This window comes from Acinetobacter sp. WU_MDCI_Abxe161, from assembly GCF_025514355.1.
Lineage (GTDB): Bacteria > Pseudomonadota > Gammaproteobacteria > Pseudomonadales > Moraxellaceae > Acinetobacter > Acinetobacter pittii_E.
The window spans coordinates 213,087-239,823 of record NZ_JAHPTU010000003.1; the positions used below are offsets into that span (position 1 = coordinate 213,087).

General features: G+C 37.5%; 27 protein-coding genes and 1 pseudogene. 13 read left to right on the plus strand and 15 right to left on the minus strand.

Annotated elements, in window-relative coordinates; genetic code table 11:
• Positions 1-11 precede the first annotated feature (11 nt).
• Positions 12-839 carry a hydroxyethylthiazole kinase gene (gene thiM / locus KTI78_RS04790; protein WP_262445362.1) on the plus strand — a complete coding sequence of 276 codons (828 nt, stop codon included), beginning with the start codon at positions 12-14 and terminating at the stop codon, positions 837-839.
• 27 nt (positions 840-866) lie between these two features.
• Here thiM and KTI78_RS04795 read toward each other — a convergent pair whose 3' ends face one another.
• The 3 genes from KTI78_RS04795 to KTI78_RS04805 form a co-directional block, all read right to left on the minus strand.
• Entirely contained in the window at positions 867-1,718 is an 852-nt protein-coding gene (locus KTI78_RS04795) for a GyrI-like domain-containing protein (protein ID WP_262445446.1), read from the minus strand.
• An 82-nt stretch (positions 1,719-1,800) separates the two neighbouring features.
• A complete protein-coding gene (locus KTI78_RS04800) occupies positions 1,801-2,160 on the minus strand; it encodes a 5-carboxymethyl-2-hydroxymuconate Delta-isomerase (RefSeq protein ID WP_262445363.1) in 360 nt (119 codons plus the stop codon).
• Between the two features lie 43 nt (positions 2,161-2,203).
• Positions 2,204-3,916, minus strand: a complete 1,713-nt coding sequence (locus KTI78_RS04805) for an AAA family ATPase (RefSeq protein WP_016140621.1) — start codon at positions 3,914-3,916, stop codon at positions 2,204-2,206.
• A 229-nt stretch (positions 3,917-4,145) separates the two neighbouring features.
• Between KTI78_RS04805 and KTI78_RS04810 the strand changes: the two genes are divergently transcribed.
• Together KTI78_RS04810 and KTI78_RS04815 are read left to right on the plus strand one after the other, a co-directional pair.
• Complete coding sequence (locus KTI78_RS04810; protein WP_262445364.1) at positions 4,146-5,318, plus strand: iron-containing alcohol dehydrogenase; 1,173 nt, start codon at positions 4,146-4,148, stop codon at positions 5,316-5,318.
• A gap of 194 nt (positions 5,319-5,512) precedes the next feature.
• On the plus strand, positions 5,513-6,481 hold the full coding sequence (locus tag KTI78_RS04815) for an alpha/beta hydrolase (protein ID WP_262445365.1): 969 nt from the start codon (positions 5,513-5,515) through the stop codon (positions 6,479-6,481).
• On the opposite strand, the gene KTI78_RS04820 is transcribed toward KTI78_RS04815, so the two are convergent.
• Positions 6,478-7,668 (minus strand): helix-turn-helix domain-containing protein, encoded by a 1,191-nt coding sequence (locus KTI78_RS04820; protein ID WP_262445366.1) that lies wholly within the window; start codon positions 7,666-7,668, stop codon positions 6,478-6,480. The two genes, KTI78_RS04815 and KTI78_RS04820, sit on opposite strands and share 4 nt — an antisense overlap.
• A 142-nt stretch (positions 7,669-7,810) precedes the next feature.
• On the opposite strand from KTI78_RS04820, the gene KTI78_RS04825 reads away from it, so the two are divergent.
• From KTI78_RS04825 to KTI78_RS04835, 3 genes and pseudogenes are all read left to right on the plus strand, one after another.
• Entirely contained in the window at positions 7,811-9,322 is a 1,512-nt protein-coding gene (locus KTI78_RS04825) for an aldehyde dehydrogenase family protein (RefSeq protein WP_081173373.1), read from the plus strand.
• A 259-nt stretch (positions 9,323-9,581) separates the two neighbouring features.
• Positions 9,582-9,875, plus strand: a pseudogene (locus tag KTI78_RS04830) (ethanolamine ammonia-lyase light chain EutC); the annotation flags it as partial.
• Between the two features lie 166 nt (positions 9,876-10,041).
• A complete protein-coding gene (locus KTI78_RS04835; RefSeq protein WP_262445367.1) occupies positions 10,042-10,764 on the plus strand; it encodes a glutamine amidotransferase in 723 nt (240 codons plus the stop codon).
• A 408-nt stretch (positions 10,765-11,172) separates the two neighbouring features.
• Here KTI78_RS04835 and KTI78_RS04840 read toward each other — a convergent pair whose 3' ends face one another.
• On the minus strand, positions 11,173-12,900 hold the full coding sequence (locus KTI78_RS04840) for a glutamine--tRNA ligase/YqeY domain fusion protein (protein WP_239969179.1): 1,728 nt from the start codon (positions 12,898-12,900) through the stop codon (positions 11,173-11,175).
• Between the two features lie 167 nt (positions 12,901-13,067).
• On the opposite strand from KTI78_RS04840, the gene KTI78_RS04845 reads away from it, so the two are divergent.
• The 3 genes from KTI78_RS04845 to nfsB all read left to right on the plus strand — a co-directional run bounded on the left by KTI78_RS04845 (position 13,068) and on the right by nfsB (position 15,204).
• A complete protein-coding gene (locus KTI78_RS04845) occupies positions 13,068-13,577 on the plus strand; it encodes a peptidylprolyl isomerase (RefSeq protein WP_002122280.1) in 510 nt (169 codons plus the stop codon).
• Positions 13,578-13,592: 15 nt separating this feature from the next.
• Positions 13,593-14,312 carry a UDP-2,3-diacylglucosamine diphosphatase gene (locus KTI78_RS04850; RefSeq protein WP_262445369.1) on the plus strand — a complete coding sequence of 240 codons (720 nt, stop codon included), beginning with the start codon at positions 13,593-13,595 and terminating at the stop codon, positions 14,310-14,312.
• 238 nt (positions 14,313-14,550) lie between these two features.
• A complete protein-coding gene (gene nfsB, locus KTI78_RS04855) occupies positions 14,551-15,204 on the plus strand; it encodes an oxygen-insensitive NAD(P)H nitroreductase (RefSeq protein WP_262445370.1) in 654 nt (217 codons plus the stop codon).
• Between the two features lie 36 nt (positions 15,205-15,240).
• Here the strand turns inward: nfsB and KTI78_RS04860 are convergent, their stop codons facing one another.
• From KTI78_RS04860 to tsaE, 5 genes are all read right to left on the minus strand, one after another.
• A complete protein-coding gene (locus KTI78_RS04860) occupies positions 15,241-16,101 on the minus strand; it encodes a DMT family transporter (protein ID WP_262445372.1) in 861 nt (286 codons plus the stop codon).
• A 140-nt stretch (positions 16,102-16,241) separates the two neighbouring features.
• Positions 16,242-16,757: an RNA chaperone Hfq gene (gene hfq / locus KTI78_RS04865; RefSeq protein ID WP_016140609.1), complete on the minus strand. Its 516-nt coding sequence runs from the start codon at positions 16,755-16,757 to the stop codon at positions 16,242-16,244.
• A gap of 94 nt (positions 16,758-16,851) precedes the next feature.
• Positions 16,852-17,796 (minus strand): tRNA (adenosine(37)-N6)-dimethylallyltransferase MiaA, encoded by a 945-nt coding sequence (gene miaA, locus KTI78_RS04870; protein WP_262445373.1) that lies wholly within the window; start codon positions 17,794-17,796, stop codon positions 16,852-16,854.
• 6 nt (positions 17,797-17,802) lie between these two features.
• The gene (gene mutL, locus KTI78_RS04875; RefSeq protein ID WP_262445375.1) at positions 17,803-19,752 is read right to left on the minus strand and encodes a DNA mismatch repair endonuclease MutL; all 1,950 of its coding nucleotides are present in this window, start codon (positions 19,750-19,752) and stop codon (positions 17,803-17,805) included.
• Entirely contained in the window at positions 19,745-20,218 is a 474-nt protein-coding gene (tsaE, locus tag KTI78_RS04880; protein ID WP_262445376.1) for a tRNA (adenosine(37)-N6)-threonylcarbamoyltransferase complex ATPase subunit type 1 TsaE, read from the minus strand. The genes mutL and tsaE overlap by 8 nt, the downstream gene beginning before the upstream one ends.
• 120 nt (positions 20,219-20,338) lie before the next feature.
• Between tsaE and KTI78_RS04885 the strand changes: the two genes are divergently transcribed.
• From KTI78_RS04885 to KTI78_RS04895, 3 genes are all read left to right on the plus strand, one after another.
• Positions 20,339-21,247: a pseudouridine synthase gene (locus KTI78_RS04885; RefSeq protein WP_262445377.1), complete on the plus strand. Its 909-nt coding sequence runs from the start codon at positions 20,339-20,341 to the stop codon at positions 21,245-21,247.
• A 111-nt stretch (positions 21,248-21,358) separates the two neighbouring features.
• Positions 21,359-21,667, plus strand: a complete 309-nt coding sequence (locus KTI78_RS04890) for a type II toxin-antitoxin system RelB/DinJ family antitoxin (RefSeq protein ID WP_262445378.1) — start codon at positions 21,359-21,361, stop codon at positions 21,665-21,667.
• 98 nt (positions 21,668-21,765) lie between these two features.
• Complete coding sequence (locus KTI78_RS04895; protein ID WP_002122286.1) at positions 21,766-22,209, plus strand: GNAT family N-acetyltransferase; 444 nt, start codon at positions 21,766-21,768, stop codon at positions 22,207-22,209.
• Here the strand turns inward: KTI78_RS04895 and KTI78_RS04900 are convergent.
• On the minus strand, positions 22,202-22,906 hold the full coding sequence (locus KTI78_RS04900; protein ID WP_262445379.1) for a pseudouridine synthase: 705 nt from the start codon (positions 22,904-22,906) through the stop codon (positions 22,202-22,204). The two genes, KTI78_RS04895 and KTI78_RS04900, sit on opposite strands and share 8 nt — an antisense overlap.
• A 102-nt stretch (positions 22,907-23,008) precedes the next feature.
• Positions 23,009-23,227: a hypothetical protein gene (locus KTI78_RS04905; protein WP_016140601.1), complete on the minus strand. Its 219-nt coding sequence runs from the start codon at positions 23,225-23,227 to the stop codon at positions 23,009-23,011.
• A 251-nt stretch (positions 23,228-23,478) separates the two neighbouring features.
• Here KTI78_RS04905 and KTI78_RS04910 point away from each other — a divergent pair, with 251 nt between their 5' ends.
• A complete protein-coding gene (locus KTI78_RS04910) occupies positions 23,479-23,931 on the plus strand; it encodes a DUF441 domain-containing protein (RefSeq protein WP_262445380.1) in 453 nt (150 codons plus the stop codon).
• Between the two features lie 62 nt (positions 23,932-23,993).
• On the opposite strand, the gene KTI78_RS04915 is transcribed toward KTI78_RS04910, so the two are convergent.
• The 3 genes from KTI78_RS04915 to KTI78_RS04925 all read right to left on the minus strand — a co-directional run bounded on the left by KTI78_RS04915 (position 23,994) and on the right by KTI78_RS04925 (position 26,583).
• Positions 23,994-24,914, minus strand: coding sequence for a LysR family transcriptional regulator (locus KTI78_RS04915; protein WP_062848396.1), 921 nt, complete (start codon positions 24,912-24,914; stop codon positions 23,994-23,996).
• Between the two features lie 289 nt (positions 24,915-25,203).
• Positions 25,204-26,001: a DUF4198 domain-containing protein gene (locus tag KTI78_RS04920; protein WP_262445381.1), complete on the minus strand. Its 798-nt coding sequence runs from the start codon at positions 25,999-26,001 to the stop codon at positions 25,204-25,206.
• Between the two features lie 153 nt (positions 26,002-26,154).
• Complete coding sequence (locus KTI78_RS04925) at positions 26,155-26,583, minus strand: hypothetical protein (protein ID WP_025470278.1); 429 nt, start codon at positions 26,581-26,583, stop codon at positions 26,155-26,157.
• Positions 26,584-26,737 lie beyond the last annotated feature (154 nt).

A 26,737-nucleotide genomic window follows, 5' to 3' on the forward strand; every position in this document is an offset into this window, starting at 1 on the left:
AGGATAATAATATGACATCAGCATCGACTTTAATTGAGCAAGTAATTGAAGCTTGGCAAAACATGCAGGCAAAAACGCCTCTTGTGCAATGTATTACCAATAGCGTTGCAGCGAACTATACAGCCAATGTGTTGCTTGCTTCTGGTGCTTCACCTGCCATGATTGATAATCCTTATGAAGCAGAAAGCTTTACCAAAATTTCAGCGGCTTTAAGCATTAATTTAGGCACACCGACTTCAGAGCAAATGCAAGCTATGCAAATCTCTGCCAAGACCGCACAGCTTAATGAAATTCCGTGGGTACTCGATCCGGTGGGCTATGGGCCAATATTAGCTTGGCGCAGTCAAATGACAGACGAGCTTTTACAGTTCAAGCCAAGCGTTATACGTGGTAATGCCTCAGAAATCAGTACGCTTGCAGGCAATCAGGTTCAATCAAAAGGTGTAGACAGCACTTTAAGCAGTGACCAAGCTTATCAACAAGCTTTTTCACTATTAACACATGCGAACTGTATCGCTATTTCAGGCGAGTCAGATTACATTTTATCTAAAGAATTAGACATCGTTATCCAAGTAAATGGTGGAAGTCCATTACAACCCAAAATTACTGCAACTGGCTGCGCTTTGGGTGCATTAATTGCAGCATATAGCGCTGTGACGACCCCAAGCATTGCCGCACTTTCAGCTCATGTTCACTTCGCTATTGCAGGTAAACTGGCAGCAAATCAAGCACAAACTATGGGAAGTTTTAGTACCCTCTTTATGGATTATATCCATATGTTAGATGCCAACTTAATTGAGCAATATGCTGATATCAAACTTCTAAACCTACAGGCATAACCTAAGTTAGGCCTGTATCACTTGCAATTACTTTAAAAGTAAGTAGATATCTGTAATAAGCTCGGACTCTTTCACCTCATGTACAAAATTGTGATAGTGAAAAAAAACAGGATAATCCCCAGCTTCTTCTGAGTGCTCAGGTAACCAGTTTCTAAAGATGTAATACACACTATCTTTAATCTGGTCATGACTACCAACATGCCTTACGGTTGCATAACGACCTGCAGGAATTTCTCCTGTTTGTACGCCGTAAGTATTTTCAGGTACAGCCTTTTCAATTGAACCCGCAATATCAAATCTAAACTCGTCAGATGGGGTCTGTTCAGGGTCAGCAAACGGAATACCATAAGTTCTAGATTTAGTCACAGGTGATAAAGCCGTTTCTTTACGCCAAGCAATAAAACGTGCAGCCGTTTCAAAGACTTTATCTGGACTGCCTAAATGCGACAGATAGGCAATCTTTTCAGCAGGCCGCTCAACAATATTTACATTCATTTTTAACTCACTTTTTGGAATCGTAAAAACAAACTTCTGGTGCCAAGATTCCCAGTCTGGTTTCTCTCTAAAAGCCCGAGGAGTTTGATCAAATGAACGCTTAAATGCACGAGTAAAAGCCTCTGGACTATCAAACCCTGCTTGCAATGCAATCTCAATAATTTTGAGATCAGGTTCAAATGCCAGTTGAAAAGAGGCCCGCTTTAAACGAGAAAGTTGAATAAACTTCATCACATTTAGGCCAATATGAATGGCAAAAATTCGATGAAAATGAAACTTGGATAAGGCCGCAATCTGGCTCAATCGATCAACATCTAAATCTTCATCTAAATGTCTTTGAATATAATCGCAAACCAGTTGCAGCTTTTGTATATATACAGCCATACATTTATGTCTGTTCATTCGATAGCACTACTTTTACATAGTGCTCATCTCTATTCTTGATCGAAATTGCGCTTTTTTAGTGTTATACAACTTGCTTAAAATAATCTTCTCTTGGCATATCGATAAGCTCAACGCACAATTGAATTTCTTTATTAAAATCTGGTTGTAGATATTTTTTGTTGCTGAGTACCGCTAATAACTGCTCACCCATAAGTTGTTTTTGTTCGGCTGTTCTTCCTGACAAAATGTAGGCTTTTACATGAATATAGGCTTGATCAGCCCCTAAGCCAATGAGGAAAACATCATCTTTACGCGCACGGCTTTTAATATCTTCTGGGCTGAATAGCTCTGTCTCAATAAGCGTGGTATTAATTTCTTCAAGTAATTGTTTTGCGTTTAATCCAGTTAAATTTTTTGAATAATCAACTACAACGTGCGGCATAGCCACCTCAATTTATATAATAAGTCATTAAGCTAATTAAACTTTACTCAATAAATAATAAAGCTAATCGAACTTGATCATATCCCATCCGAGGGCTGGTTGCCTCAACAATTGGTCTTAGTTTGATCGAACCATCATCAGAAAAATGATCTGGATTTTGGCGTTTTTTAAGCTTCTTATAAATTTTACGAATTTCTTCGACCACTTCTTCACCCGGATGGGCAACCGAAATATCTAGCTTTTGCTCTTTATGAAGTCGAGCCAAGTGATTAATAATCGTCGCTGGGGTTAGTCCACGTTCATGCGCGATATCTTCAATTTCATAGCCTTCTTCAAACAAGACACGTGTCTCGTCTAGCGTTGCCGTAGCGTAATTTTGCTTGCCACCTTTTGCGAGTTTTTTCTCATTACGAGAAATCTCAGTTTCATTCAAGGTGCCACCACAGTGACGTATAAAGGCTTTGTGCTGAGCAGTTAAATCTACATCTGCAAAGTTATCTTCCGCTTCTTTAGACAGCTCTTGGAAACGGCGATCGGCTTTGACAGCTAAACTGTCTAATTCTAAAGCTTGCTCATTAATACCTAATAGCTTTAACCCCGTTAAAGATTTTAAGCGCGAAAGTGCAACATAACCCTGACCTTTCTCAAAGGTATTCATGAGGTTAATTTCAGCCGCTTCTAACGTCATACCTTGGCTTTTATGAATGGTAATCGCCCATGCTAAGCGAAGTGGAATCTGCTGAAAACTTGCAATGACCTTACCTGCTTCATTTTCAACTGACCATGTTTCAGGAGCAACCAATAATGTTGTGCCATCAGTAAGTTTTACCTTTGGTAGTAAGCCATTTTCGTCATCTTCTTCAAAGCCGATGACTTCACCTAAACTTCCGTTGATATAACCCATATCAAAGTTGTTTTTTACAAACATGACTTTGGCATGCTTTTTAAGGGTTAACTCTTCTGGCGCACGAACAGAAGATTTTAAAGTTTCTAATAGTTTTTCATTACCATCTAAAACAGCATTGAATTGGTGCCCTTCATTATCAATTTCATTTAGGTGCTGATAATTGATATTGTCGACATCCATATTGTGCGTGTAAAGACGCGTAAAGGTCTCACCAATATCGTGTGAACGTGATTGACGTAGTGCTTGTAAATGATCTGCTTGAATATTTTGCGCGCGAATAGCATTTAAAATCTGGTTTAAAATTTCATCGTCTTGACGGTGCTGTTCTGTTAAATAACATACGCGAAATTTAGCTTCGACCCATGCATCCGACATAAAACAGAACTTGTCTCGATTGGCTTCACCATTACGGCCAACAGGTGGCAATTGGAAGAAATCTCCAGCCACGATGACTTGAATGCCACCAAAAGCTTCATCGCTTTCTTTAAAATATTTTAGAACTTGGTTGACCAAATTAAGCTGCTTCGCATGGAGCATCGAGATTTCATCAATCACAAGAACTTGCGCATTTTCAAGGTGTTCCTTGAGGTATTTACGCTCTTTCATGCGTTTTAGATCATCATCGGTTAACTGATCTTTAATGCCGATACCAGCCCACGTATGAATAGTCATACCGTTCATATGCGTTGCAGCAATACCTGTAGATGCCGTAATCGCCACAGGCACTTTACGTGCTTTTAGGTATTGGATGTACTGATTAAGTGTATAGGTTTTCCCTGCACCAGCCGAACCGGTTAAAAAGACATTTTCACCTGCTTTAAGCAGTTTAAGCGCAGTTTCCTGTTTCATAATCTCATATGTACATCTTCAACAGCCCATAGCTTAACGATTTTCCCGAAAAAATTAAATGAATGTGCCAAACTTTCTAAAAAGCATCTATAAATCAATAATTAATAAACAAATAATATTTGGTAGGTTTTTGGTAGGTAGGAAAATAATCTTCACATCACAATACTAAGGCCATGGTGAGGCTCACCTGTAATAACAAACAATGGATTTATGGAAAAGGAATCACTCCATGGCTTTTAAAAATATTGCAGATCAAACAAACGGTTTTTATATTCCATGTGTATCACTCTTTGGACCAGGATGTGCCAAAGAAATTGGTACAAAGGCACAAAACCTCGGCGCAAAAAAAGCATTAATTGTGACCGATGAAGGCTTATTTAAATTTGGCGTTGCAGATCTTATCGCGAACTATTTAACTGAAGCAGGCGTCGCGAGCCATATTTTCCCGGGTGCAGAACCTAACCCAACCGATATTAATGTTCACAACGGTGTGAATGCCTATAACGAAAATGGCTGTGACTTTATTATCTCTCTAGGTGGCGGTTCATCTCATGACTGTGCAAAAGGGATTGGCTTAGTTACTGCAGGTGGTGGTCATATTCGTGACTACGAAGGCATCGATAAAAGTAAAGTCCCGATGACGCCATTGATTGCAGTGAATACAACGGCTGGTACTGCATCTGAAATGACTCGTTTTTGTATTATTACCAATACAGACACTCACGTGAAAATGGCTATTGTGGACTGGCGCTGTACCCCACTCATTGCGATTGATGACCCGAAACTCATGATCGCAAAACCGGCAGGTTTAACCGCTGCAACAGGTATGGATGCGCTAACCCATGCAGTTGAAGCATATGTTTCTACGGCGGCAAATCCTATTACCGATGCCTGTGCAGAAAAAGCCATCACGATGATTAGCCAGTGGCTCCAACCTGCAGTTGCCAATGGTGAAAACATCGAAGCGCGTGATGCAATGAGCTATGCACAATACTTGGCTGGTATGGCATTTAACAATGCATCTTTAGGTTATGTTCACGCAATGGCGCACCAGTTAGGTGGTTTTTACAACTTACCTCACGGCGTGTGTAACGCAATTTTGTTACCACACGTATGTGAATTTAACTTAATTGCTTGCCCAGATCGTTATGCAAAAATCGCTGAGTTAATGGGTGTAAATACTCAAGGGCTGACTCTAACAGAAGCTGCGTATGCTGCAATTAATGCCATTCGCAAACTGTCTTCATCGATTGGTATCCCATCTGGTTTAACAGAGCTTGGGGTGAAAACTGAAGACCTTGCTGTCATGGCCGATAACGCTCAAAAAGACGCATGTATGCTCACCAACCCTCGTAAAGCAAACCATGCACAAGTTGTGGAGATTTTTAAAGCAGCACTTTAATACTGATGTAATGGCATATCCCTCTAGTAAGTCAAATCCCTCCGACCGTTGACTTACTTTTTTGGGAATACTTAGCTCCAGCGGTATTCCCTTTTTTTAGTACCTCTATTCCAACCTTCTCTAAACCTGATTGACAATTCGCCCATTTCATTGAAGGATACTCTGCATGACTTAATGACAATAGCTCGATAAAAATGAATACATCTTCAGCTAATCAAACTTATGTTCCAGATATTTTAGGTACTGGCTACGAACAGGTAACACTCAACTTTCCTAATGATTACGAAGGAAAAGTTGTAGCTACCTTAGTGCGTAAAAAGGCCGCTCAATCGACTCAAAAGGCCGTGCTGTATATTCATGGTTTTTTAGATTATTTCTTTCAAACCGAAATGGCTGAGCAATTCAATGCACATGGTTATGACTTCTACGCACTCGACTTAAGAAAATATGGTCGCTCAAAGCTGCCTCATCAAATTTTTTATAATGTGCTTGATTTAAATGAATATGATGCCGAAATTACACAAGCATTAGAGATTATTGGCAAAGAAAAACATACACAAGTTTTACTTGCAGGACATTCTACTGGCGGTTTGACAGCAACACTTTATGCTGCCCATAACCCAAACCATCCTTTAATTAAAGCACTTTGGGCAAACAGCCCGTTTTACGACTTTAATTTAAGCTTAGTCGAAAAGAAATTCGGTATTCCAGTGCTCAGTCGAGTAGGAAAATATCTACCTAAAGTTAAATTTCCAAGCAAACTTAACAAATGGTACACCACCAGCCTTCACAAACAGCTTAAGGGTGAATGGGACTTTAATCTGGACTGGAAACCTACCTCTGCACCTACTGTTCAACTCAGCTTTCTACATGCAATTCATACGGCACAAAAAGAAATCCACCACGGCGTTAAACTGAATATTCCCGCACTCATTATGCATTCACATCAAACTAAAAACCCTAAAAAATGGGGAACAGATGCGACTCAAAGCGATGTGATTTTAGACGTTAAAGACATTGCGAAATTTGGTAAAAAAATCAAAGGCGATGTCTCTATTGTCCCTGTTCAAAATGGATTGCACGACTTAGTCCTTTCGGCCCAGCCAGTACGAGAACAAGTCTATCAACAATTGTTCCAATGGCTGGATCAAAAAATCACTTAACTGAGTTTAGGTGAATCAAGGTATTTCACCAGCAATTGATGCGCAGGATGCTCACTCGGTAATAGCTCCATAAGGCGTTCTACCGCATCGATTGCTTCAGGGAAATGGGCGAGATGCTTAAGTAATAAATCTGTTTCTTGGGTTTTAAAAATTGCATCGCTCAAGCGTGACTCAAGGCAGTCACGCCATGCACATAAAAATGGACTTTCAGTTTTTGCCAGAAATACGCCTGTGTAAAGCTGCAAAGCAGAAGCCGCATATCCTGCATCCAGTGCCTGTTCAGCTTGTAAAAAATCGGCTTCAACATGCACAAGCAGACGATATGGACGAGAACCAAGTAAGCCTCCCAAAATATCTCGTAGTTGAGACATTTCAGCTTTAAGTGTACCCATGCTGACTTTACGTTCGCCATAGAGGGCCTGATAAAGATGCTCTAAAGTTAAACCATGTGGACATAACGCCAATATAGTTAAAATTTCAATTTGACGCGGCGTTAATAACAAGCTTTTGCCGTTAAATTTAACTTGCGGTGTCGAAAATGCACGAATATGTAACTGTTGACGCTGCTGCTCTAGCAAAGCAGATTGAAGAATAGATGCACAACGTTCAGCAGCCAATATTCCTAAACTATTATGATTCTTCCAAGTCGTCGACAAATCAACGACACCCAGAGTTTGTTTCGAGTATGGATCGATAATCGGCGCGGCATAACACACCCAATCATGAATCGATTCCATATAATGTTCATTTGAAAAAACACAGCTTGATTGTTGAGTTTTTAAAGATAAAGCCAAAGCATTAGTGCCTACAAATTCTTCACGCCACTGTCCACCTTGTACAAAATGCACACGCTCAGCAGCACTTTGCATTTGAGCACTTGGCGCCGTCCAAATAATGGTACTACCGATATCACCGACAGCAATCACCATTGAAGATTGCTCTGCAATATGACGCAAGTCGTCGGCACATTGGCTTAAAGCCAGATCTAAAGCATTTTGTGAAGCAGTTTTTTTCTCGACTAATGGAGCAGCAAAACGCTCTTTAGGAATCGCAGCAGAAGCTGATCGTTCCCATGAGCTTGCAATACTTTGACCGAGTTTGGCAGCGTTTTGAGGAGAGAGACTATTTTGCGTGCGCAGTTGATCAATCAACGTCCGTTGCTGCAATAAATCCTTTTTTGTGAACATTTGTAAATTCCTTATATATCCACATTTCTATTCCAACCTTTCTCCAACCTTCTTCTTTATATCCTAATTATACAAAGTACGAAAGTACCTACTGACAGGGTTCTTGTTAGTCTTTAGTCCTAAAAAGCAAAGGAATATTTATATGCGCTATATCGATCCAAATCAACCAGGCTCAAAAGTTCAATTCAAATCACAATACGAAAATTTTATTGGCGGTGAATGGGTAGCACCTATAAAGGGTGCATATTTTGATAATGTATCTCCTGTTGACGGAAAAGCTTTTACACGTATTCCACGCTCTAGTGCCGAAGATATTGAGCTCGCTCTAGATGCAGCACACAAAGCGAAAGCAACATGGAATAAAGCCTCTCCAACGGTACGCTCAAATATACTTTTAAAAATTGCTGATCGTTTAGAAGCAAATCTTGAAATGCTTGCTGTTGCAGAAACTTGGGATAACGGTAAAGCAGTCCGTGAAACTTTAGCAGCTGACCTTCCACTTGCGATTGACCATTTCCGTTATTTCGCAGGATGTATTCGTGCCCAAGAAGGTGGCATCTCTGAAATTGATGAAGATACCATTGCCTATCATTTCCACGAACCACTCGGTGTAGTTGGTCAAATCATTCCATGGAACTTCCCAATTTTAATGGCAGCATGGAAACTTGCACCTGCATTAGCAGCGGGTAACTGTGTGGTAATTAAACCAGCTGAACAAACTCCAGTGGGTATTTTGCTGGTTGCTGAACTCATCCAAGACATTTTACCGCCGGGTGTCCTTAATATTGTCAATGGTTTCGGTGCAGAAGTCGGCCGTCCGTTAGCGACAAATCCACGTATTGCCAAAATTGCATTTACAGGGTCAACTCAAACTGGACAAATGGTGATGCAATATGCGACCGAAAATATTATTCCAGTAACGTTAGAACTTGGCGGTAAGTCACCAAACCTTTTCTTTGAAGATATCTTAGATAAAGAAGATGACTTCTTGGAAAAAACGCTTGAAGGTTTTGCCATGTTCGCCTTAAACCAAGGTGAAGTATGTACTTGCCCTTCTCGTGCTTTAGTACAAGAAAGTATTGCCGATCAGTTCTTGGAAATGGCTGTCGAACGTGTAAAACGTATTAAGACTGGTCATCCACTTGATACTGAAACCATGATTGGTGCTCAAGCATCTCTACAACAACAAGAGAAAATTTTACGTTGTATTAACACGGGTCGTGAAGAAGGCGCAGAGCTCTTACTAGGTGGTAGTGGCCGTAAAGAAGTAGGTGATGGTTACTATGTTGATCCGACTATTTTTAAAGGTCATAACAGCATGCAAGTTTTCCAAGAAGAAATTTTTGGACCTGTACTTGCTGTGACAACGTTTAAAGACTTTGACGATGCAATCAAAATTGCCAATGACACCATGTATGGTTTAGGTGCAGGTGTATGGTCACGTTCAGCTCACATTTCCTATCGTGCTGGTCGTGCTATTGAAGCGGGTCGTGTTTGGACAAACTGTTATAACATCTACCCTGCACATGCTGCATTTGGTGGTTATAAGAAGTCAGGTATTGGCCGTGAAAACCATAAGATGATGCTTGATCACTACCAACAAACCAAAAACTTGTTAGTGAGTTATTCAACTAAACCAATGGGCTTCTTCTAAGTTTCGCACCAAGTTGATACCAAATTATCAACATTAGAAAGAAGTAAGGTCATTAATTATATGAGAAGCCAGTAATTTAGATTGCTGGCTTCTTTACTTACGATTGTTAAGCTGACGTTTTATCATTTGGCATAAAAAACCATCATCAATTCTTTTAAACTGTTCATTTAGGCATTGCTTTTGCATTAATTCATACAAACACTCGCAGGAGTATTGTATGAATCAACCAGAAACAGCTTCAGTTATTTCGCCAACCACTGAAATCTTTAAAGAATCCATGTTAGTAATACTTATTGGTGAACGCCCTGATTTAAGCTCCATTGAAAGTATGGGAATTTACTACACATGGAATGCATATTCGGGATGCTTCGATGCCAAACGTAACTGTATTTCTAATGTTCGCTCAGCAGGTTTAAGTATTCCAGTTGCAGTACAGCGTTTAGTGGCATTAATGAAAAAATCAAAACAGCTTGGCTTTTCAGGAGTTAATTTAAAAGACGCACATCAACTTCCAGATATAGGCTTCGAACAAACTCAAAAGCTATTATTTTAAGCAATGGAATATACAAAGAGATTTATTGAAAAATAGATAATCCTTTGCATAACAATATTCTCTTAACGAAAAATATCAATTTTCAGGTATTGACGATTTATACAGATATTTTCTTCTTTATATTTATCGCTATACTCCACCTATTGATCTTCTATGAATCATTTGTATGAACACAACAAACGCCTTCCCTAAAACTATTTATGCCATCCAGCATCTTGCTTTCGAAGACCTAGGTTCATTAGAAGATGTCTTTTATCAACTTGGATTTCGCGTCCGTTATTTTGAAGCTGGTGTTGATGATTTAACTGCTGCTTTTGCACACGATGGATTAACTATTATTTTAGGTGGACCAATCGGGGTTTATGAAACCGAAGATTATCCGTTTTTAAAAGATGAAATCGCTTTACTCAAACAACGCTTGGCAGCAGATAAACCTACACTTGGTATTTGTTTAGGTGCGCAGCTTATTGCTCATGCACTTGGCGCAAAAGTATATGCAGGACATCAAAAAGAAATTGGTTGGGGACCGCTGAGTTTAAGCCTACGTGCCAATCAGGTGTTATCTCCTTTGCTTAATAATGTACATGTTCTACATTGGCATGGCGATACTTTCGATCTTCCTGAAAATGCTGTGCTATTAGCTAGCTCAGAGATTTATACCAATCAGGCATTCGAAGTTGGGAATAATATTCTTGCATTGCAATTCCATATTGAAACGATAGAAGAAAATTTTGAGAAATGGCTGATTGGCCATACATGCGAACTTCGCAATGCCAATATTTCAATTCCAAAACTTCGAGAAGAAAACTTACAACATGCTCAAGCACTCGAACATGCAGCATTTGAAGTAATTCAAAAATTTCTAAAACGCATTGGATATAGTGGTTAATAATACAAGTTAATCTACAATTTAATATATTAATCAAATTATATTTATAAACTGAATGTTTATTTTTTACCCAAAGATAGATTATTAATCTATCTTTGGGAACATTTACTTTTAAATTACGTGTATTATAAATTTATTAATTTTGTAACATAAAATATACGCTGATTTACTATGGACATCTGGAAATTTATTAAAAGCTTTAATACGGTAAATACCTATTTATTGCTTGCATGTATTCTTCTTACCGTATTAGTTCTTTATTTTTATGTGATTAACCCAACCTAAGCTACTTTGCCAAGGACGTTAATCATAAAGAAAAAGAAAATATGAGAAGACATCTAATAAAAAAGCCCAACTTTACAGTTGGGCTTTTTTATTAGCTAAAATTTACTCATAATATGTTGCGTCTTACTTTTTCTCAGGCTTAAAGCTGTCTTTTAAATCAAGAACACGGTTAAACACAGGCTTTTCAGGAGTGTGATCGTATTGATCAGCAACGAAATAACCTTCGCGCTCAAATTGGAAACGATCTTCTGGCTTCGCTTGAGCTAAAGCAGGTTCAATCACTGCCTGAACGACTTTCAAAGAATCTGGATTTAAGTTTGCTAAGAAATCATCACCAGTTTCTGGGTCAGCTTCTGTAAATAATCGATCATAAATACGTACTTCAGCAGGAATACCTTTAGTTGCAGACACCCAGTGAATCACGCCTTTTACTTTACGACCTTCAGGGTTTTTGCCTAAAGTTTCAGGATCGATTGAACACTTCAGCTCAATCACCTCACCGTTTGCATCTTTAATTACTTCATCACATTTAATGACATAAGCATGGCGTAAACGTACTTCACCATCAGGAATTAATCGTTTAAAGCCTTTTGGTGGTACTTCTTCAAAATCTTTACGGTCAATATAGATTTCCTTAGTTAAAGGAATCACACGATCACCCATATCCACATTAGGATGGCGAGCATGAGTAAGATCCATATCTTCAGGTAAGTTAGTTAAAGTCACTTTAAGTGGACTTAAAACAGCCATACCACGCGCAGCAGTATTTTCTAAAGATTGACGAATACAGAACTCAAGCATTGCAACATCTACAATACCATCAGTTTTTGACACGCCTACACGTTTACAGAAATCACGTAAACCTTCAGGAGTAAAACCACGACGGCGCATACCTACTACGGTTGGCATACGAGGGTCATCCCAACCATTTACATGGGCACCTTCCACCAATTTACGTAGTTTACGTTTTGAGGTGATGGTGTAATCAACGTTTAAACGTGAAGATTCATATTGATGCGGAACTGCTTTAGATTTTACTTTTTCTACAACCCAGTCATAAAACGGACGGTGATCTTGGAATTCCAATGTACAAAGTGAATGAGTAATCCCTTCAATGGCATCAGACAATGGATGAGCGTAGTCATACATTGGATAGATTTTCCATTTATCGCCAGTTTGGTGATGCTCTGAATGCAATACACGATATAAAATCGGATCACGCATGTGTACATTTGAACTTGCCATATCAATCTTGGCACGTAAAACTGCTTCACCTTCTTTAAACTCACCATTACGCATTTTTTCAAAGCGAGCAAGGTTTTCTTCAATAGAGGTATCACGGTATGGAGAGTTTTTACCCGGTTCAACAAAACTACCGCGGTTTAACTTAATTTCTTCTGGAGATTGTAAATCTACATAGGCATCGCCCTGTTCAATCAATTGAACTGCCCATGCATATAATTGATCAAAGTAACCTGATGCATAGCGTGGTTCACCATTCCAGTTAAAACCAAGCCATTTCACATCATTCGCAATACCATCAACATATTCTTGTTCTTCAGCATCAGGATTTGTATCGTCAAAACGCAAATTACACAAACCATCAAACTCTTCAGCCACACCAAAGTTCAAGCAAATTGCTTTTACATGGCCAATATGTAAATAGCCATTTGGTTCTGGTGGAAAACGCGTTACGATCTGTTTTGCACGACCCGTTGCTAAATCATCAGTAATGACTTGGCGAACAAAATCTAAGCCAGCCTGTTGTTCTTGCTGCGCAGAATCGACAGAGGCATGAGTATTCGGTGTCGGGTTATTTGGCAGGTTCGAGACAACATCATTAGGCTTCATAGTGTATCAATCACTTCTTTGTAGATAAATTTCGAAAAATTTAAACGCTATCTTCATTTTTCACAAAGATTTTAACGTTTTTTACTTGCCTTGTAGTTTACAGTTTGCTTATGCTTCTCTCAACCAAAAACCCATGGTCATAAGCCCATGTTTAGGAGATTAATGTAATGAGTTTTCCTCAAGTCGAATTAAACACCAATAAAGGTCGTATTGTTCTTGAACTAAATACTGAAAAAGCACCAAAAACAGTAGCAAACTTTTTAGAATATGTACGTGACGGTTTTTATGACGGCGTTATTTTCCACCGTGTCATTGATGGTTTCATGATCCAAGGTGGCGGGATGGACGAAAACTTCAAAGAAAAAGCAACTCGTGATTCTATCGAAAACGAAGCGGACAACGGTTTAAGCAATGATGTTGGTACGATCGCTATGGCACGTACTCAAGCACCTCACTCTGCTTCTGCACAATTCTTCATTAACGTAAAAAATAACTCTTTCTTAAACCATACCTCAAAAACTGCTCAAGGTTGGGGTTATGCTGTATTTGGTAAAGTTGTTGAAGGTATGGACGTTGTTGAAGCGATCAAAGGTGTTCGCACAGGCAACCGTGGTTACCACGCTGACGTTCCTTTAGAAAACGTTGTTATCGAATCTGCTAAAATTATTTCTGAATAATTTTAGGAATAAGCTGTGACTTATCTGTTTATTTCAGATCTACACTTGTCACCTGAACACCCTCGACTTGTTCGAGGGTTTTTAGATTTATTGGTGCATTATCAAAATAAACAAACACAGCTTTATATTTTAGGTGACTGGTTTAACGCTTGGATTGGCGATGATTACTCAGCACCATGGCTCGATGAAATTGTTGAAGCATTAAAAGACTTTAACCAAAAAGGAAATCGGGTTTACTTTCAAGTTGGCAACCGTGATTTTGCCTTAAATCAGGTTTTCCTTAATAAATTTAACGGTGTATTACTACCTGACATTTATTATCTCAATATTGCTGGACATCAGTACCGTTTAGAACACGGTGATGCGCTATGTACAGATGATATTTCTTATCAAAGATTTAAGAAGATTATTCGAAATCCGCTCTTAGTTGCTCTTTTACGCCGGACACCTCTCAGCTTTCGTACCAAACTGGTGAATGGTTTTCGTAAAAGAAGCTCTGCTGATAAACAGCAAAAAAGCTATGAAATTATGGATGTGAATGAACAAGCTGTTATTTCTGCTTTAGGAGATGCAGATATACTGATTCATGGGCATACTCATCGCCCTTCAATTCATCATGTACAAGCTAAACAACGAATTGTTCTTGGCGATTGGCGTGAAGATCAAGCTTATATTTTGGAAATTGATCCATCTACAAATACGAAACAGCTTGAATTGGTTGTCTGGAATTATTAGCTAGAGAAGACTCAATACAAATGCAAAAATTAGAAAGGCTTTAATAATTCTAATTTATCGCAGTTTACTTTTTCAATTAATTGATATTAATTCAAACATTTTCAAAAAATTAGTAAAAATTTTATATAAGTATTATATTTCCTTAGCACATTAAAATGCAGAGGTTTTTCTCTAAAATCGCGTATGATGCCAAAGATTAGCCCCCTTCCATTGTAATAAGATTGATATGGAGTAAAGTATGGATTTATTAAATACGGTTAAAAGTCGCTACACTACCAAAGCGTACGATCCTGAGAAAAAAATTCCTCAAGAAAAACTTAATAAATTATTAGAAATATTACGTTTCACTCCCTCTTCAGTAAATATTCAGCCTTGGCATTTCGTAGTTGCAGATAATCGCGCTGCTAAAGAACGTATCGCGAAAGCCTTAACAGGCAAATATGCTTACAATGCACCCAAAGTGCTTGAGTCATCACATACAATTGTTTTCTGCACAAAAACAGATATTTCATCTGAATATTTAAATCAATTACTTGAACAAGATGATTTAAGTGGTCGTTTTAAAGATGAAAAAGCAAAGCTCGGCCAAAAAGATACTCGCCATGGCTATGTTGAATTCTATCGAAATGAACAGAAAAATTTATATGGATGGATGGAAAACCAAACATTCATTGCTTTAGGACAGTTGCTGTTTGCTGCCGGGTTAGAAGGCATTGACGCAACTCCAATGGGTGGCTTTGATGAAGAAGTTTTAAATACTGAGCTCGGATTAACTGAAAAAGGCTTAAGAAGCTCTGTGATTGTTTCACTAGGCTATCGTAGTGAAAGTGACTTTAATGCCAAACTTCCTAAATCACGTTTGCCAGATGAAGTGATTTTCACATACTTATAAAGATCTCAATAGTTCAAGAGATTCGACTCTCTTGAACTATGAAGCCATCGCACTTGCCAAACAAATTACCCCACTTATTCCTAAAAGAATCCCCAAAATAGTAGGCCATTTTAATTTTTCTTTATATAAGATCACTCCACTGACAATCCCCAATAACACCACAAGAATATTCATGCTTGCAAAAACAATTGCAGGTGAATCTTTTAAAAGAATATGAGCCTTTACATATAAAGCAATATTCAAAAAATTAAGTACACCTAATACTAATCCAGCTAGCGTACTTTTAAATTGCCACTTTTGATTTTTCTGTACGAGTAAATATGAAATCGATAATATAAAAGCAGTAATAAAAATAAGATTTAAAGTAAGTGTAAACTGAAGTCCTAGACTACTTGTATATTTTAAGAGAATGTCTACTGCTGCATAACCACACCATACACTTAATAGAGCAAATATCGCTTTTCGAGATTGATGATTTGAGAAAGAATTCATTTGCCCAAATAAGACAAGTAAGACCGCAAAAATTCCTAGGCCTATTCCCCATAGTTTTAATGCATTAAATTGCTCATGAAAAAAGAAATATGCTGCAAGTAAAGAGAGAACAACCGAAAGTCGTTGGGCAAGTTCTGTCTTAACAATTCCGGCATATTCTAATGATTTAGTAAGACATAAAAAAATACTAGGTAAAATTATCCCTAAGGCAATAATTAGCCACCAAGGCGTATGTTGTATTGAAACATGTTGAATATCAGGCTGAAACCACAAAAAACAAAGCAGACTTGCGCTTGCATAATTCCATGCAATCATTTGTAAGGGTTGATAACCTTTTCTCTTTAAATTTTTTAATAGGATAGACACCAAGACACTGCTTAAAGCAGCAGCTAATATTAATATCATTTGTTAAGCCCTATTTATTTAAATATATTAGCTATCATGTTCAAATCCTTACCCATGACCAGTTAAATATTTGGAAGCAACTTTTAAATACACATAAAAAAACCAGTCATTATCTGACTGGTTTCTTTTTTAGATTTCAATTAACGATTATTTTCGTCGTCTTGACCATCTTCAAATTTAGTATCGTTGTCAAAACCACCTTGATGACCGCCGAAACCGCCTTGGCCACCGAAGCCACCTTGACCACCGAAGCCACCTTGACCACCGAAGCCGCCACCTTGACCACCGAAGCCGCCTTGACCACCGAAGCCGCCTTGCGCACCGCCGAAGCCACCTTGAGCGCCGCCGAAGCCGCCGCCTTGAGCACCGCCGAAGCCACTACCTTGACCACCAAAACCGCCTTGAGTGCCACCTTGTGCTGGGAAGCCTGTACCTTGAGCGCCTGCTGGACGTGGGTTACGTGCAGGAACAACAGTTGAAATCGCGTGTTTGTAAACCATTTGACTTACAGTATTTTTTAATAAAACAACATATTGGTCAAAAGATTCAATATGACCCTGTAATTTAATACCGTTCACAAGGAAAATAGAAACAGGGATACGTTCTTTACGGAGAGAATTTAAGAACGGATCTTGTAAAGTTTGACCTTTAGACATTTTTAACTCCAAAAAAAAATTTTTAAATCAGCGCAAAAAAACTATCTTTATTTTTCAACTAAAAATTATAAAAAGACAGTGTGCAAATTTTGCTTTATCCATAAGAGTTTCGCAAGTCTTCTTTCGCCTGCTTTATCGTCAAGTAAGTTTTAAAATCGTGTATTTCTTGCAAAGAACGTAACCACGTATATTGACGTTTGGCAAGTTGTCGTGTTGCAAATAAAGCTTTATCCTCCATTTCACGTTTACTTTTGAGACTTAAGTCACTTTTTAATAAAAATTCTAGTGCTTGTCGATAACCCACTGAACGCATTGAGGGTAAATTTTCATCTAAATCGTATTTTTCAATTAGAGCTTCAACTTCACTCAAAAAACCGATATCCCACATTTTGCTTAATCTTTGCTCAATGCGTTGATGTAATTCTACCCGATCTGGAAGCAAAGCATAGTTATGAAATATGTATCGATATGGTACGTTTTTTGGTTGTTCTGCCTGTAATTTAGTAATTGGTTCGCCCGTTATTTTATAAACCTCTAAAGCCCGAATAATCCGTTGCTTATCAGTCACATTAAACTTTATAGCTGCAGCTGGGTCTACAGAAACTAACTCATCATAAACTGCCTGCCATCCTTGATTTAGAGCTTTCTCTTCAATTGCAGCTCGAATTTCTGCATCTGCGCTTGGCAAATTACCAGACAAGCCCTCTAATAATGCCTTGAAATACAGCATTGTCCCTCCTACTAAAATAGGAGTTTTCCCACGCGAATGCATGTCATCAATTAATTTACAGGCATCTTCGACAAATTGAGCAGCTGAATAGACTTCTAAAGGAGTAATAATATCAATGAGGTGATGAGGATAGAGCGATTGTTCTTCACGTGTTGGCTTAGCAGTACCGATATCCATATCTTTATAGACGAGTGCGGAATCAACAGAAATTAGTTCAAAATTTCCACGCTCATATAATTCACATGCCAAAGCGGTTTTCCCGCTCGCAGTTGGTCCCATTAAATTGATGACGGGCAATTGATTTGACATGTAAAACTACTCTCCTCGAGCAAATAATTTATCTAGTTGAGATAATGGAAATGCACGCCAAGTTGGCCGCCCATGGTTACATTGGCTCGCAAATTCGGTTTGTTCCATTTGACGAAGTAAAGCATTCATTTCTGAAAGACTGAGTTGTCGATGTGCACGCACTGCCCCATGACATGCCATTCCAGCGAGTAACTCATCTCTTTTTTGAAGTAATCCTTGTGCTTCATCATTCGGATCTAAATCGTTTAAAAGTTCTGGAATAAGATTTTCAAAATCAGCTTTTTGCAAAATGGCTGGCACACCACGAACAATAACCTGCTCATCACCGTATAAATCAATTTCCAAACCTAGGCGCTCAAGCTGAGGTTTTAATTCCTCGACCCTAACAGCTTGCATACGACTAATGGAAATCACTTTAGGTATAAGCAATTGCTGAGATGTCCAAAATTCCGGTTTATCCCAAGCACTTTTCATTTGCTGTAATAAAATACGCTCATGGGCCGCATGCATATCAACAATAACAAGCCCTTCGGTATTTTGGGCTAAAATATAAATTCCATGTAGTTGAGCAATTGCGATCCCTAATGGAAACTCATCTACTTTAGCAACTGGCTCTATATCTTCATTTACCGAGAAACTTGCAGGTTGATCACGCAGAGGCGCTAAATAAGTTTTTAAAGCATTATTTAATTGAGCAGAACCATTATATTTGGGTATTTGATCTGCATACTGAACTGCTTGCGGACGGCTAGCGTTAAAATCGGTTAACAACTCTGTTGGTACAGCATGAGTTCGTTCTTTATGAGCTGGATTTAAAGTTTCATTTGCTCGATGCAATGAAAATTGTTCTTGATATTTAGGCTGCGGTTGTACCGAGTAATCTGAGCTTTCATCCGTTTTCATCGCTTGAGCTAGATCAGCACTCGCTGTCTGAAATTGCGCTAGAGTTTCTTTTGCATAATGCCTTACAAACTCATGTACTTCTCTTTGATTTAAAAAGCGAATTTCATGTTTAGTCGGATGGACATTGACATCGATATTTTCAGGATCAACTTCTAAGAAAAGTAAATAAGATGAATGTTGATGACCATGCAAAATACCATCATAGGCCATGCGTAGTGCATGTGAAATTGTTTTATCTTTGACAATACGGCCATTCACATAGACATATTGCATGTCGGCCTGTGCACGTGCATCTGAAGGATGACCAAGCCAACCTGATAAACGCATGCTAATACTTTCGGCATCCATCCAATATGCATTTTGTACGAATTGCGAACCTAATAACTGCTGAACTCGCTGAAAACGCAGTTCTCCGCTATCTGCTATAGGTAAATTAATTCTAATATTATCATTATGTTCAAGCACAAAGCGTATATCGAAATGTGTTAGGGCTAGACGGCGAACGATTTCTTCAATATGACCAAATTCAGTGGTTGGTTTTTTTAAGAATTTACGACGTGCAGGAACATTAAAAAATAAGTCCTGAACTCGAATATGGGTACCTTTTTGTGCTGCAACAGCTTGTACCTCTTGATGATCAAATGCTGTACCGTTTACTTCAACCTGGTGACCAATACCACTTTCATCTTGACTACTGGTTAAAGTCAATCTTGAGACAGCAGCAATCGAAGCTAGGGCTTCTCCACGGAATCCCAAACTCACAATCGCATGTAAATCTTCAGCGGTTTTAATCTTACTTGTGGCATGACGCATGACAGCAAGCGCCAAATCATCCGGATGAATACCGTGCCCATTATCAATGATTTCGATTAAAGTCGAACCACCTTGTGCAATTCGTACAATCAGTTCAGTCGCGCCGGCATCGATAGAGTTTTCTAATAATTCTTTGACCACAGAAGAAGGACGCTCAATTACCTCACCCGCTGCAATCTGGTTCGCTAACGCTGCGTCTAATGTATGGATACGACGTTTTGTTAGCTTTTCATCAGTCATGAAGCTGTTCCTGCAAAGTCTGGTATAAATTTTCTGTTGGTAGAGTTAATGTTACGAACCGGCTCAACTCATCATCTGACTTTTGAATGTCAATGATGATATCCGCTTGCGGAATTTCATCACCACCTTTAGAGGGCCATTCAAATAGAAATAAAGCATCAGTGATATCTAAATAGTCACGGATTCCCATTAATTCAAGTTCGTACGGATCATTCAAGCGATACAAGTCAAAATGAAAAATTTCTTTATCATTAATTTTATATGGCTCAACGAGTGTATAAGTTGGGCTTTTAACAGAGCCTTTGTGACCTAAAGCCTGTAAGAAATAGCGCGTAAGTGTGGTTTTACCCGCGCCCAAGTCCCCAATTAAATAAATTACACCCGACTGAACATGCTGCGCCAAAACTTGAGCTAAACGCTCAGTATCTTCTTCATGATTTAAGACCAATTTCAATGAATACGACATAGCACACATAACATGATTCGAAATAATCGATATGATAACATTGCCCTGCCTTAAAAGCCTACTTAAGCCCTAGAAGTTGGCTTTTTTTATATCAATTTTCTTAAATATTCATACTTTCTTATGTCTAGTCCGAACGAATTTCTTCCCCCCATGATTGATGGAGTAAGTGCAAGCCAAGTCTATCTTCCTCCGCAAAAAGATACTCAAACGATTTATGAGTATCTATGTGGTCACTTTGCACATATTAGAACAGATGAGTGGAAACAAAGATTTCAAGACGGGCTTGTATATGCAGCAAATGGGGATAAATTAACTTTAACTAGTCCCTATGTAAGCAACACCCATATTTTTTATTATCGCTTTCTTGCCTATGAACCGCATGTTCCATTTGAACATCGGATTTTATTTGAGAATGATGATTTACTAGTGGTCGATAAACCACATTTTTTAACAATTAGCCCGACTGGACAATATGTTCAAGAAACACTTTTAGTTCGTCTAAAAAAACAAACAGGGAATGAATTTTTAACCCCTATTCATCGTTTAGACCGTGAAACTGCTGGCGTGGTTTTATTTTGCAAGCGAGTTGAGTCACGCGGTCTTTACCAACAATTATTCGCAGAGCGCCAAGTTACTAAAATTTATCACGCTGTTGCACCTTATAAAAAAGATTTAAATTTTCCTCAAACCTTACATTTGCATTTAGATAAAGGTCATCCTTTTTATACTATGCAGGTTATAGAAAATGCTAAAGCCAATACTCAGACTTATATCGAGCTGATCGAACACAATCAGATTTGGGCAAAATATCGCTTAACCCCAACAACTGGGAAACAGCATCAACTTCGCGTACATCTTAATTACTTAGACATCCCGATTAAAAATGACCCATTTTATCCAATAGTTCAGCACAAAGCTGAAGATGATTTCTCGGAACCCTTACAACTTTTAGCTAAGCATATTTCATTTATAGATCCTCTAACAAAAGAGGGAATGTCTTTTAATTCTAAGTTTGAATTGACATTGTAATGCAACCGTAATGACAAAAAGATTATTTTTTATGCCAAAAAACATTGAAATTACATTGCGATGGTTTAAAATGAATTCCTAAAAATTAAAAATCATTTGGTTTTGTTATTCATGCGAAAAACAGAAGTTTATCAGGTTCGACTTGACTCCCAAGAAAAAAAACAGGCTTTTGCTGTTTTTAAACAACTTGGAATTACCCCAGCCCAAGCGGTACGACTTTTTTTTAAACAGGTCGTCCTCACTAAATCTATTCCTTTTGCAATCGAAAATCAGAATATTAATATGGAACAATTATTAAAGCTGAGAAAAGCAAAAGCATCTTTATTGAACCAAAACCCTTTGACTTTAGCTGAAGATGATGACCATGAAGATTTATTTGAAGAACTGAATGCTCTTCTTGGTGAAAGCGACAAAACTTAACACTGTTGCATTTATAAACAAGTTTTAACGTCAAAAAGCTCTTTTTTTCGTTATGCTCTCTTTGTAAAAACATAATGATAAGTTACAAGGAGTGCCAAATGATCGTTAGACGAGCGACTTTTGAAGATTTAGAGCAACTCGCCGTTTTATTTGATGAATACCGCCAGTTTTATGGGGCCTCTTCTAATTTTAATGAATCTCTTCACTTCCTTAAACAACGTTTTGAGAATAGAGAAAGTGTGTTCTTTATTCATATTAAAGACGATAAAATTACGGGTTTTATTTTACTCTATTTAGGTTTTTCTTCAGTTGCTTGTTCAACTTACTATATCTTAGATGATGTCTATGTTACACCCGTTTTCCGTCGTCAAGGTTCAGCTAAACAGCTCATCGATACAGCAATCTTATTTGCAAAACAAGAAAATGCATTGCGGATTAGTTTAGAAACCCAAAGTAACAACCATGAATCTCATCGTTTATATGAACAAATGGGATTCATTCGAGATAGTGAGTTCCAAACTTTTCATTGTTTCCTCAAATAATATTTTGAGCGAGCTGTTTTTGTTGGTCAGATAAATACACCCATTCTCCATCTTCAAGTTCAGGTAAAACCAATTGTCCTACTTGATGGCGATGCAATGCTTCTACTTTATTTCCTACAGCTGCAATCATTCTTTTTACTTGATGATAAACACCTTGATGAATTGTCATAGTTAATTGATGAGTTGCTAATATCTCTACATCCGTTGCAGCAAACACACCTTTTTCTTGATGCAAACTTACGCCTTGACTCAATATTTCAATTTGCTCAGGTGTGACTGGATCTATAGTCGTAACATGATAAACCTTTGGGACATGTTTACGAGGATGGGTTAAAGCTTGAAGATATTTACCATCATCGGTAAGTAAAAGTAAGCCTGTGGTATCTTGATCTAGACGGCCAATGGCTTGCACGCCACGTTGAATCATGATTTCCGGTAAGAGACTAAATACACTTTGATGATGGTGAGGCTGATGTGAACATTCAAAACCTTTTGGTTTTTTTAAAGCGAGGTAAACTTTTTCTCGATATTGATAAGTTTCCCCAAAAAGAGAAAATTCTAAATTTTCAGGAGAGAATTGTTTTTTAAGATCACTTACAACCTCTCCATCAATACTTACAGATCCATTTTTTATTAACTGCTGACAATATTTACGTGAACCAAACCCTTGTGATTGTAAAATTTTTTCCAGCAGCATGAAGTTTTCTCATTAGAACTAAGCTGTTATTTTAACGTAGTTTCTATTTTTTACTAAACACTACTCTCTACTGTTTTCATCTATTTGATTTAAGGCGCTCTCTTACTCTTCCACTACTCGATAAATATTTTCGTTTTGTTCACTTTCAAACAATAATTCAGTGGTAGGCAAAATAATTTCATTATCAACAATAATATGCTCAATACGTTGGCTCAGCTTTAAAGGCTCATTTTCATGTTCCACTAAATTTTTCTTTAGTTGCGCTTTTGCATCATGAATCTGGTCAAACTGATCTTTGATCTTAATATCTATAATATCCATAAAATTATCCTGTACTCATGAGTAATGACTATTTTTATATCACAACTTTAAGAAACTAATTTTTTTAACTTGTTAATTTATATAACATTGTTTCCAAGCGTAACCAGAAATTAAAAATCTTTATCATTTATAGATATACAATGATTTTTTATCAAAAATAAGATTTAAAAACAGCTATATCTTTTAAAGCGTTCACATCAATACTCTTAAATATTATACAATTCCATTTATTTACTTCCTCCGCACTCCCCATGCTTGCCCAATTTGATGTGAATTTAGTTGTTTTACTCGTCCTGCTGATTTGCGGCTTATTAAGTCAAAATGCAGCTGTAACGATTGCAGCAGGTGTGCTCATTGTCGTTAAAATTACGCCATTAAATGAGTTTTTTCCCTATATTCAGGCTCACGGTCTTAATTTAGGAATTCTTATTTTAACAATTGGTGTACTTACTCCAATTGCCAGTGGTAAGCTCAGCGGCGAGAGTATTTTAAAATCATTTATTAGTGCTAAATCACTGGTGGCTATCGCAATTGGCTTATTAGTCGCTTGGTTAGGTGGTCGTGGCGTAAAACTAATGTCGAGCCAACCCGATGTGGTTGCAGGTTTACTCATTGGTACGGTCGCTGGTGTTGCTTTACTCCGAGGTGTACCAGTCGGTCCTCTGATTGCAGCAGGTTTACTCTCTTTATTCATTGGTAAATAAGAAGTCGAAATAAAAAGGTGCAATTAAGCACCTTTTTAAATACTTAGGCTAAATTAACTGTTTTAGCCGGAATAATAGGCGTTTCGTTTTAAAGAGAACTTTTCCAACTGCTTTAGAAAGCCTTCAAAATAACTTTTCTCTTTTTCTTCAGTTCGATAACCTGCATATAAAGTTCTTCTTAAACCTGTAGGAGAAACACAATCTAAACGACGACTTGTGACCCATCCCTTTTGTTCATATTCATTTACGACCCAATCTGGTAAAGCGGCAATACCTCGTCCACTTGCAACAAGTTGAATAAGCATTTGGGTTAAATCTGTTGTTCGTATTTGCTTAGGCTGAATATTCGCAGGAATAAAAAGTTTAGACATAATATCTAAACGATGTTTATCAACTGGATAAGTAATTAAAACTTCTTCGGCCAAGTCTTGAACTGTAATATTTTCAGCCCGCACCAAAGGATGAGTATTTGATAAGACTAAACGTGATTCATATTCAAAAATTGGAAAATACTCAATTCCTTTTAAAGCAATTGGGTCAGCTGTAATCAATAAATCAAATTCTGCATTTTGTAAAAGTTCATGCGGATTGGCCTCAAAACCTGAGGCAAAATCTAAATCAACATCTGGATATTGCTGGCGATACTGATTTAACAAAGGCATTAACCAGTCAAAACAACTATGACATTCCGATGAAAAAATAATTCTACCTGTCTGCCCATGAACAATACGTGTGATATCACTGTGAGTAATCTGAATTTGTGGCAAAACATCATCAGCTAACTTGAGTAACCGCTGTCCAACATTAGAAAAGCTAACAGGCCTGCTTCGACGATTAACCACTTCTACCCCATACCAATGATCTAATTCTTTTAATTGATGGGAAATTGCAGATGGTGTTAAACAAAGATCGTTAGCTGCCGAAACTAATGAACCATGCTCACGTAAAGCAACTAAAGTTTTAAGGTGACGAATTTCTAACATGGGCCAAGCCTAAAAAAGAGATTTATCTACAAATGGATAAAGCTCATCTTTACTTTTCCATAAAACTTTCGACAAATCTTTATTAATGAATTTTATTCACTTTAACACAAAATTAGTTAGTTTGTCTCAACATGAATTTTATTTCACTATTTTTATTTACGATGAATTTTGGTATCTTCAAAAAAGTAGGAAAATTAACACGATTTTATGAATTTTTTTTAAGTCGTTAAAAAAGTATGAAAAACTAAAATAGACCTTATAAAGGTCTATTTTTTTAAAACATTAAAAGCTACTGTGATAATACATTTAAACTAATAATTGTATAGCTCTGATCTTTAGGTTTTAATTTCAAATTTAAAGGAGTGGTTACTTCTACTAGATATTCTCCAGCTTTTGGAAATGCAAGCTCAACCTGACCGTTGTTCTCTGCCTTAAACTGCTGAACCTGTTTGTCAGTTGCACCCTTTTCTCTTAAATTAACTTCCGCATAAGCTAAAGGTTGTCCTTTTTCGGTGATAGCTAATTTAACAGGTTGAGCAGCTTTAATCTGGTTTGGGTGTACAGAGAAATTAACTTTAATCGGTGTATTTGGAAGTTGAATATTTGAAACTTTTCCTTTAGAAAGATAACTCTGCAATATCCACTCACGTGTTACTTGCTCTGTTTTAATTGTCTTTGTTTTAAAATCAGTCGGAATCAAATATTCACGTTCTGCTTTAGGGGGAGCTTTGTCAGTTGGCAAATCAAAAAATAAATGCCAAGCTTTTTGGGCATATACATATTTTAAAGGATAACTCGCTTGAGTTTGAACAATATATGTACCTTCTTCAGGTAGATCTACATCAAACACACTTACAGACTTATGCAAAGCTTCTGAGTTGACAGTTTTAACCTCATTTTTAGGTGTGATTACGGTAAGTTTTGCGTCCTTTAAAGCATATTCACTATTTAATGCTTCTTCAGCATAACCAGCAATTATGGGCACTTGGGTTTGTTCGGTTTTATAAGCTATAGGTGCTACATATGGTTCGTGAGCGAACCCTGTTGTACATATCAATGCAAGTGACGTTATTAGAAATCTATTCATTATTACAAAATCCTGTTGTACACAAAGTTAAATAATTTCAGACAAAGTATAAGCGCATACAGTATACACAAATAAAAATAATTCTTATTATCATTAATAGGTTTGATTTTATACACAAAAAGACCCGTAGGTCTTTTCTTATTTAATTTGATTTTATTGCTGCTTCACTTTTGGAAATGTCTGTTCGAAATCAATTAGCTTATAGCTTTTCACTAAATCATCTGGTCCGTAAGATACTTCGTATGAGGTTTCTTTACCATTAAAATATGCTTCTGTTGGAGTCCCAAAAACCTCCCAAAGGCCGATTGAAGCCACATCTGCTACACCATGACCAAACGCTCTGCCAACTTTCACCCACTTTGAATACCCTTGCTGAAAAGTATAGATCTCAACACGTGTTCCATCACGGTATTCTGAAAGTACAGGCGCACCAAACTCGGCAATCACATAATTACGAGAGCTGCCTGGATTTAGAACATTTAAATTTTTTTTACTTGGTTGATTACCTGCCATAAATACTGCGCAACCAGACATAGATAACATAGCCATACCTATAAGGCAGGTAATAAATAATTTTCTCACGTTTTAGCATCTCTATTTTTTGGATATTTATACAACTTGTTGTAATGCCTAAAGTATTACGCGCTAATCATATATAATTTTTAAAAGTTTTTCGATGAATTATTCCATATAAAATTTAAATTTACTTTATCCGAATATGTAATCATTCTCTCAA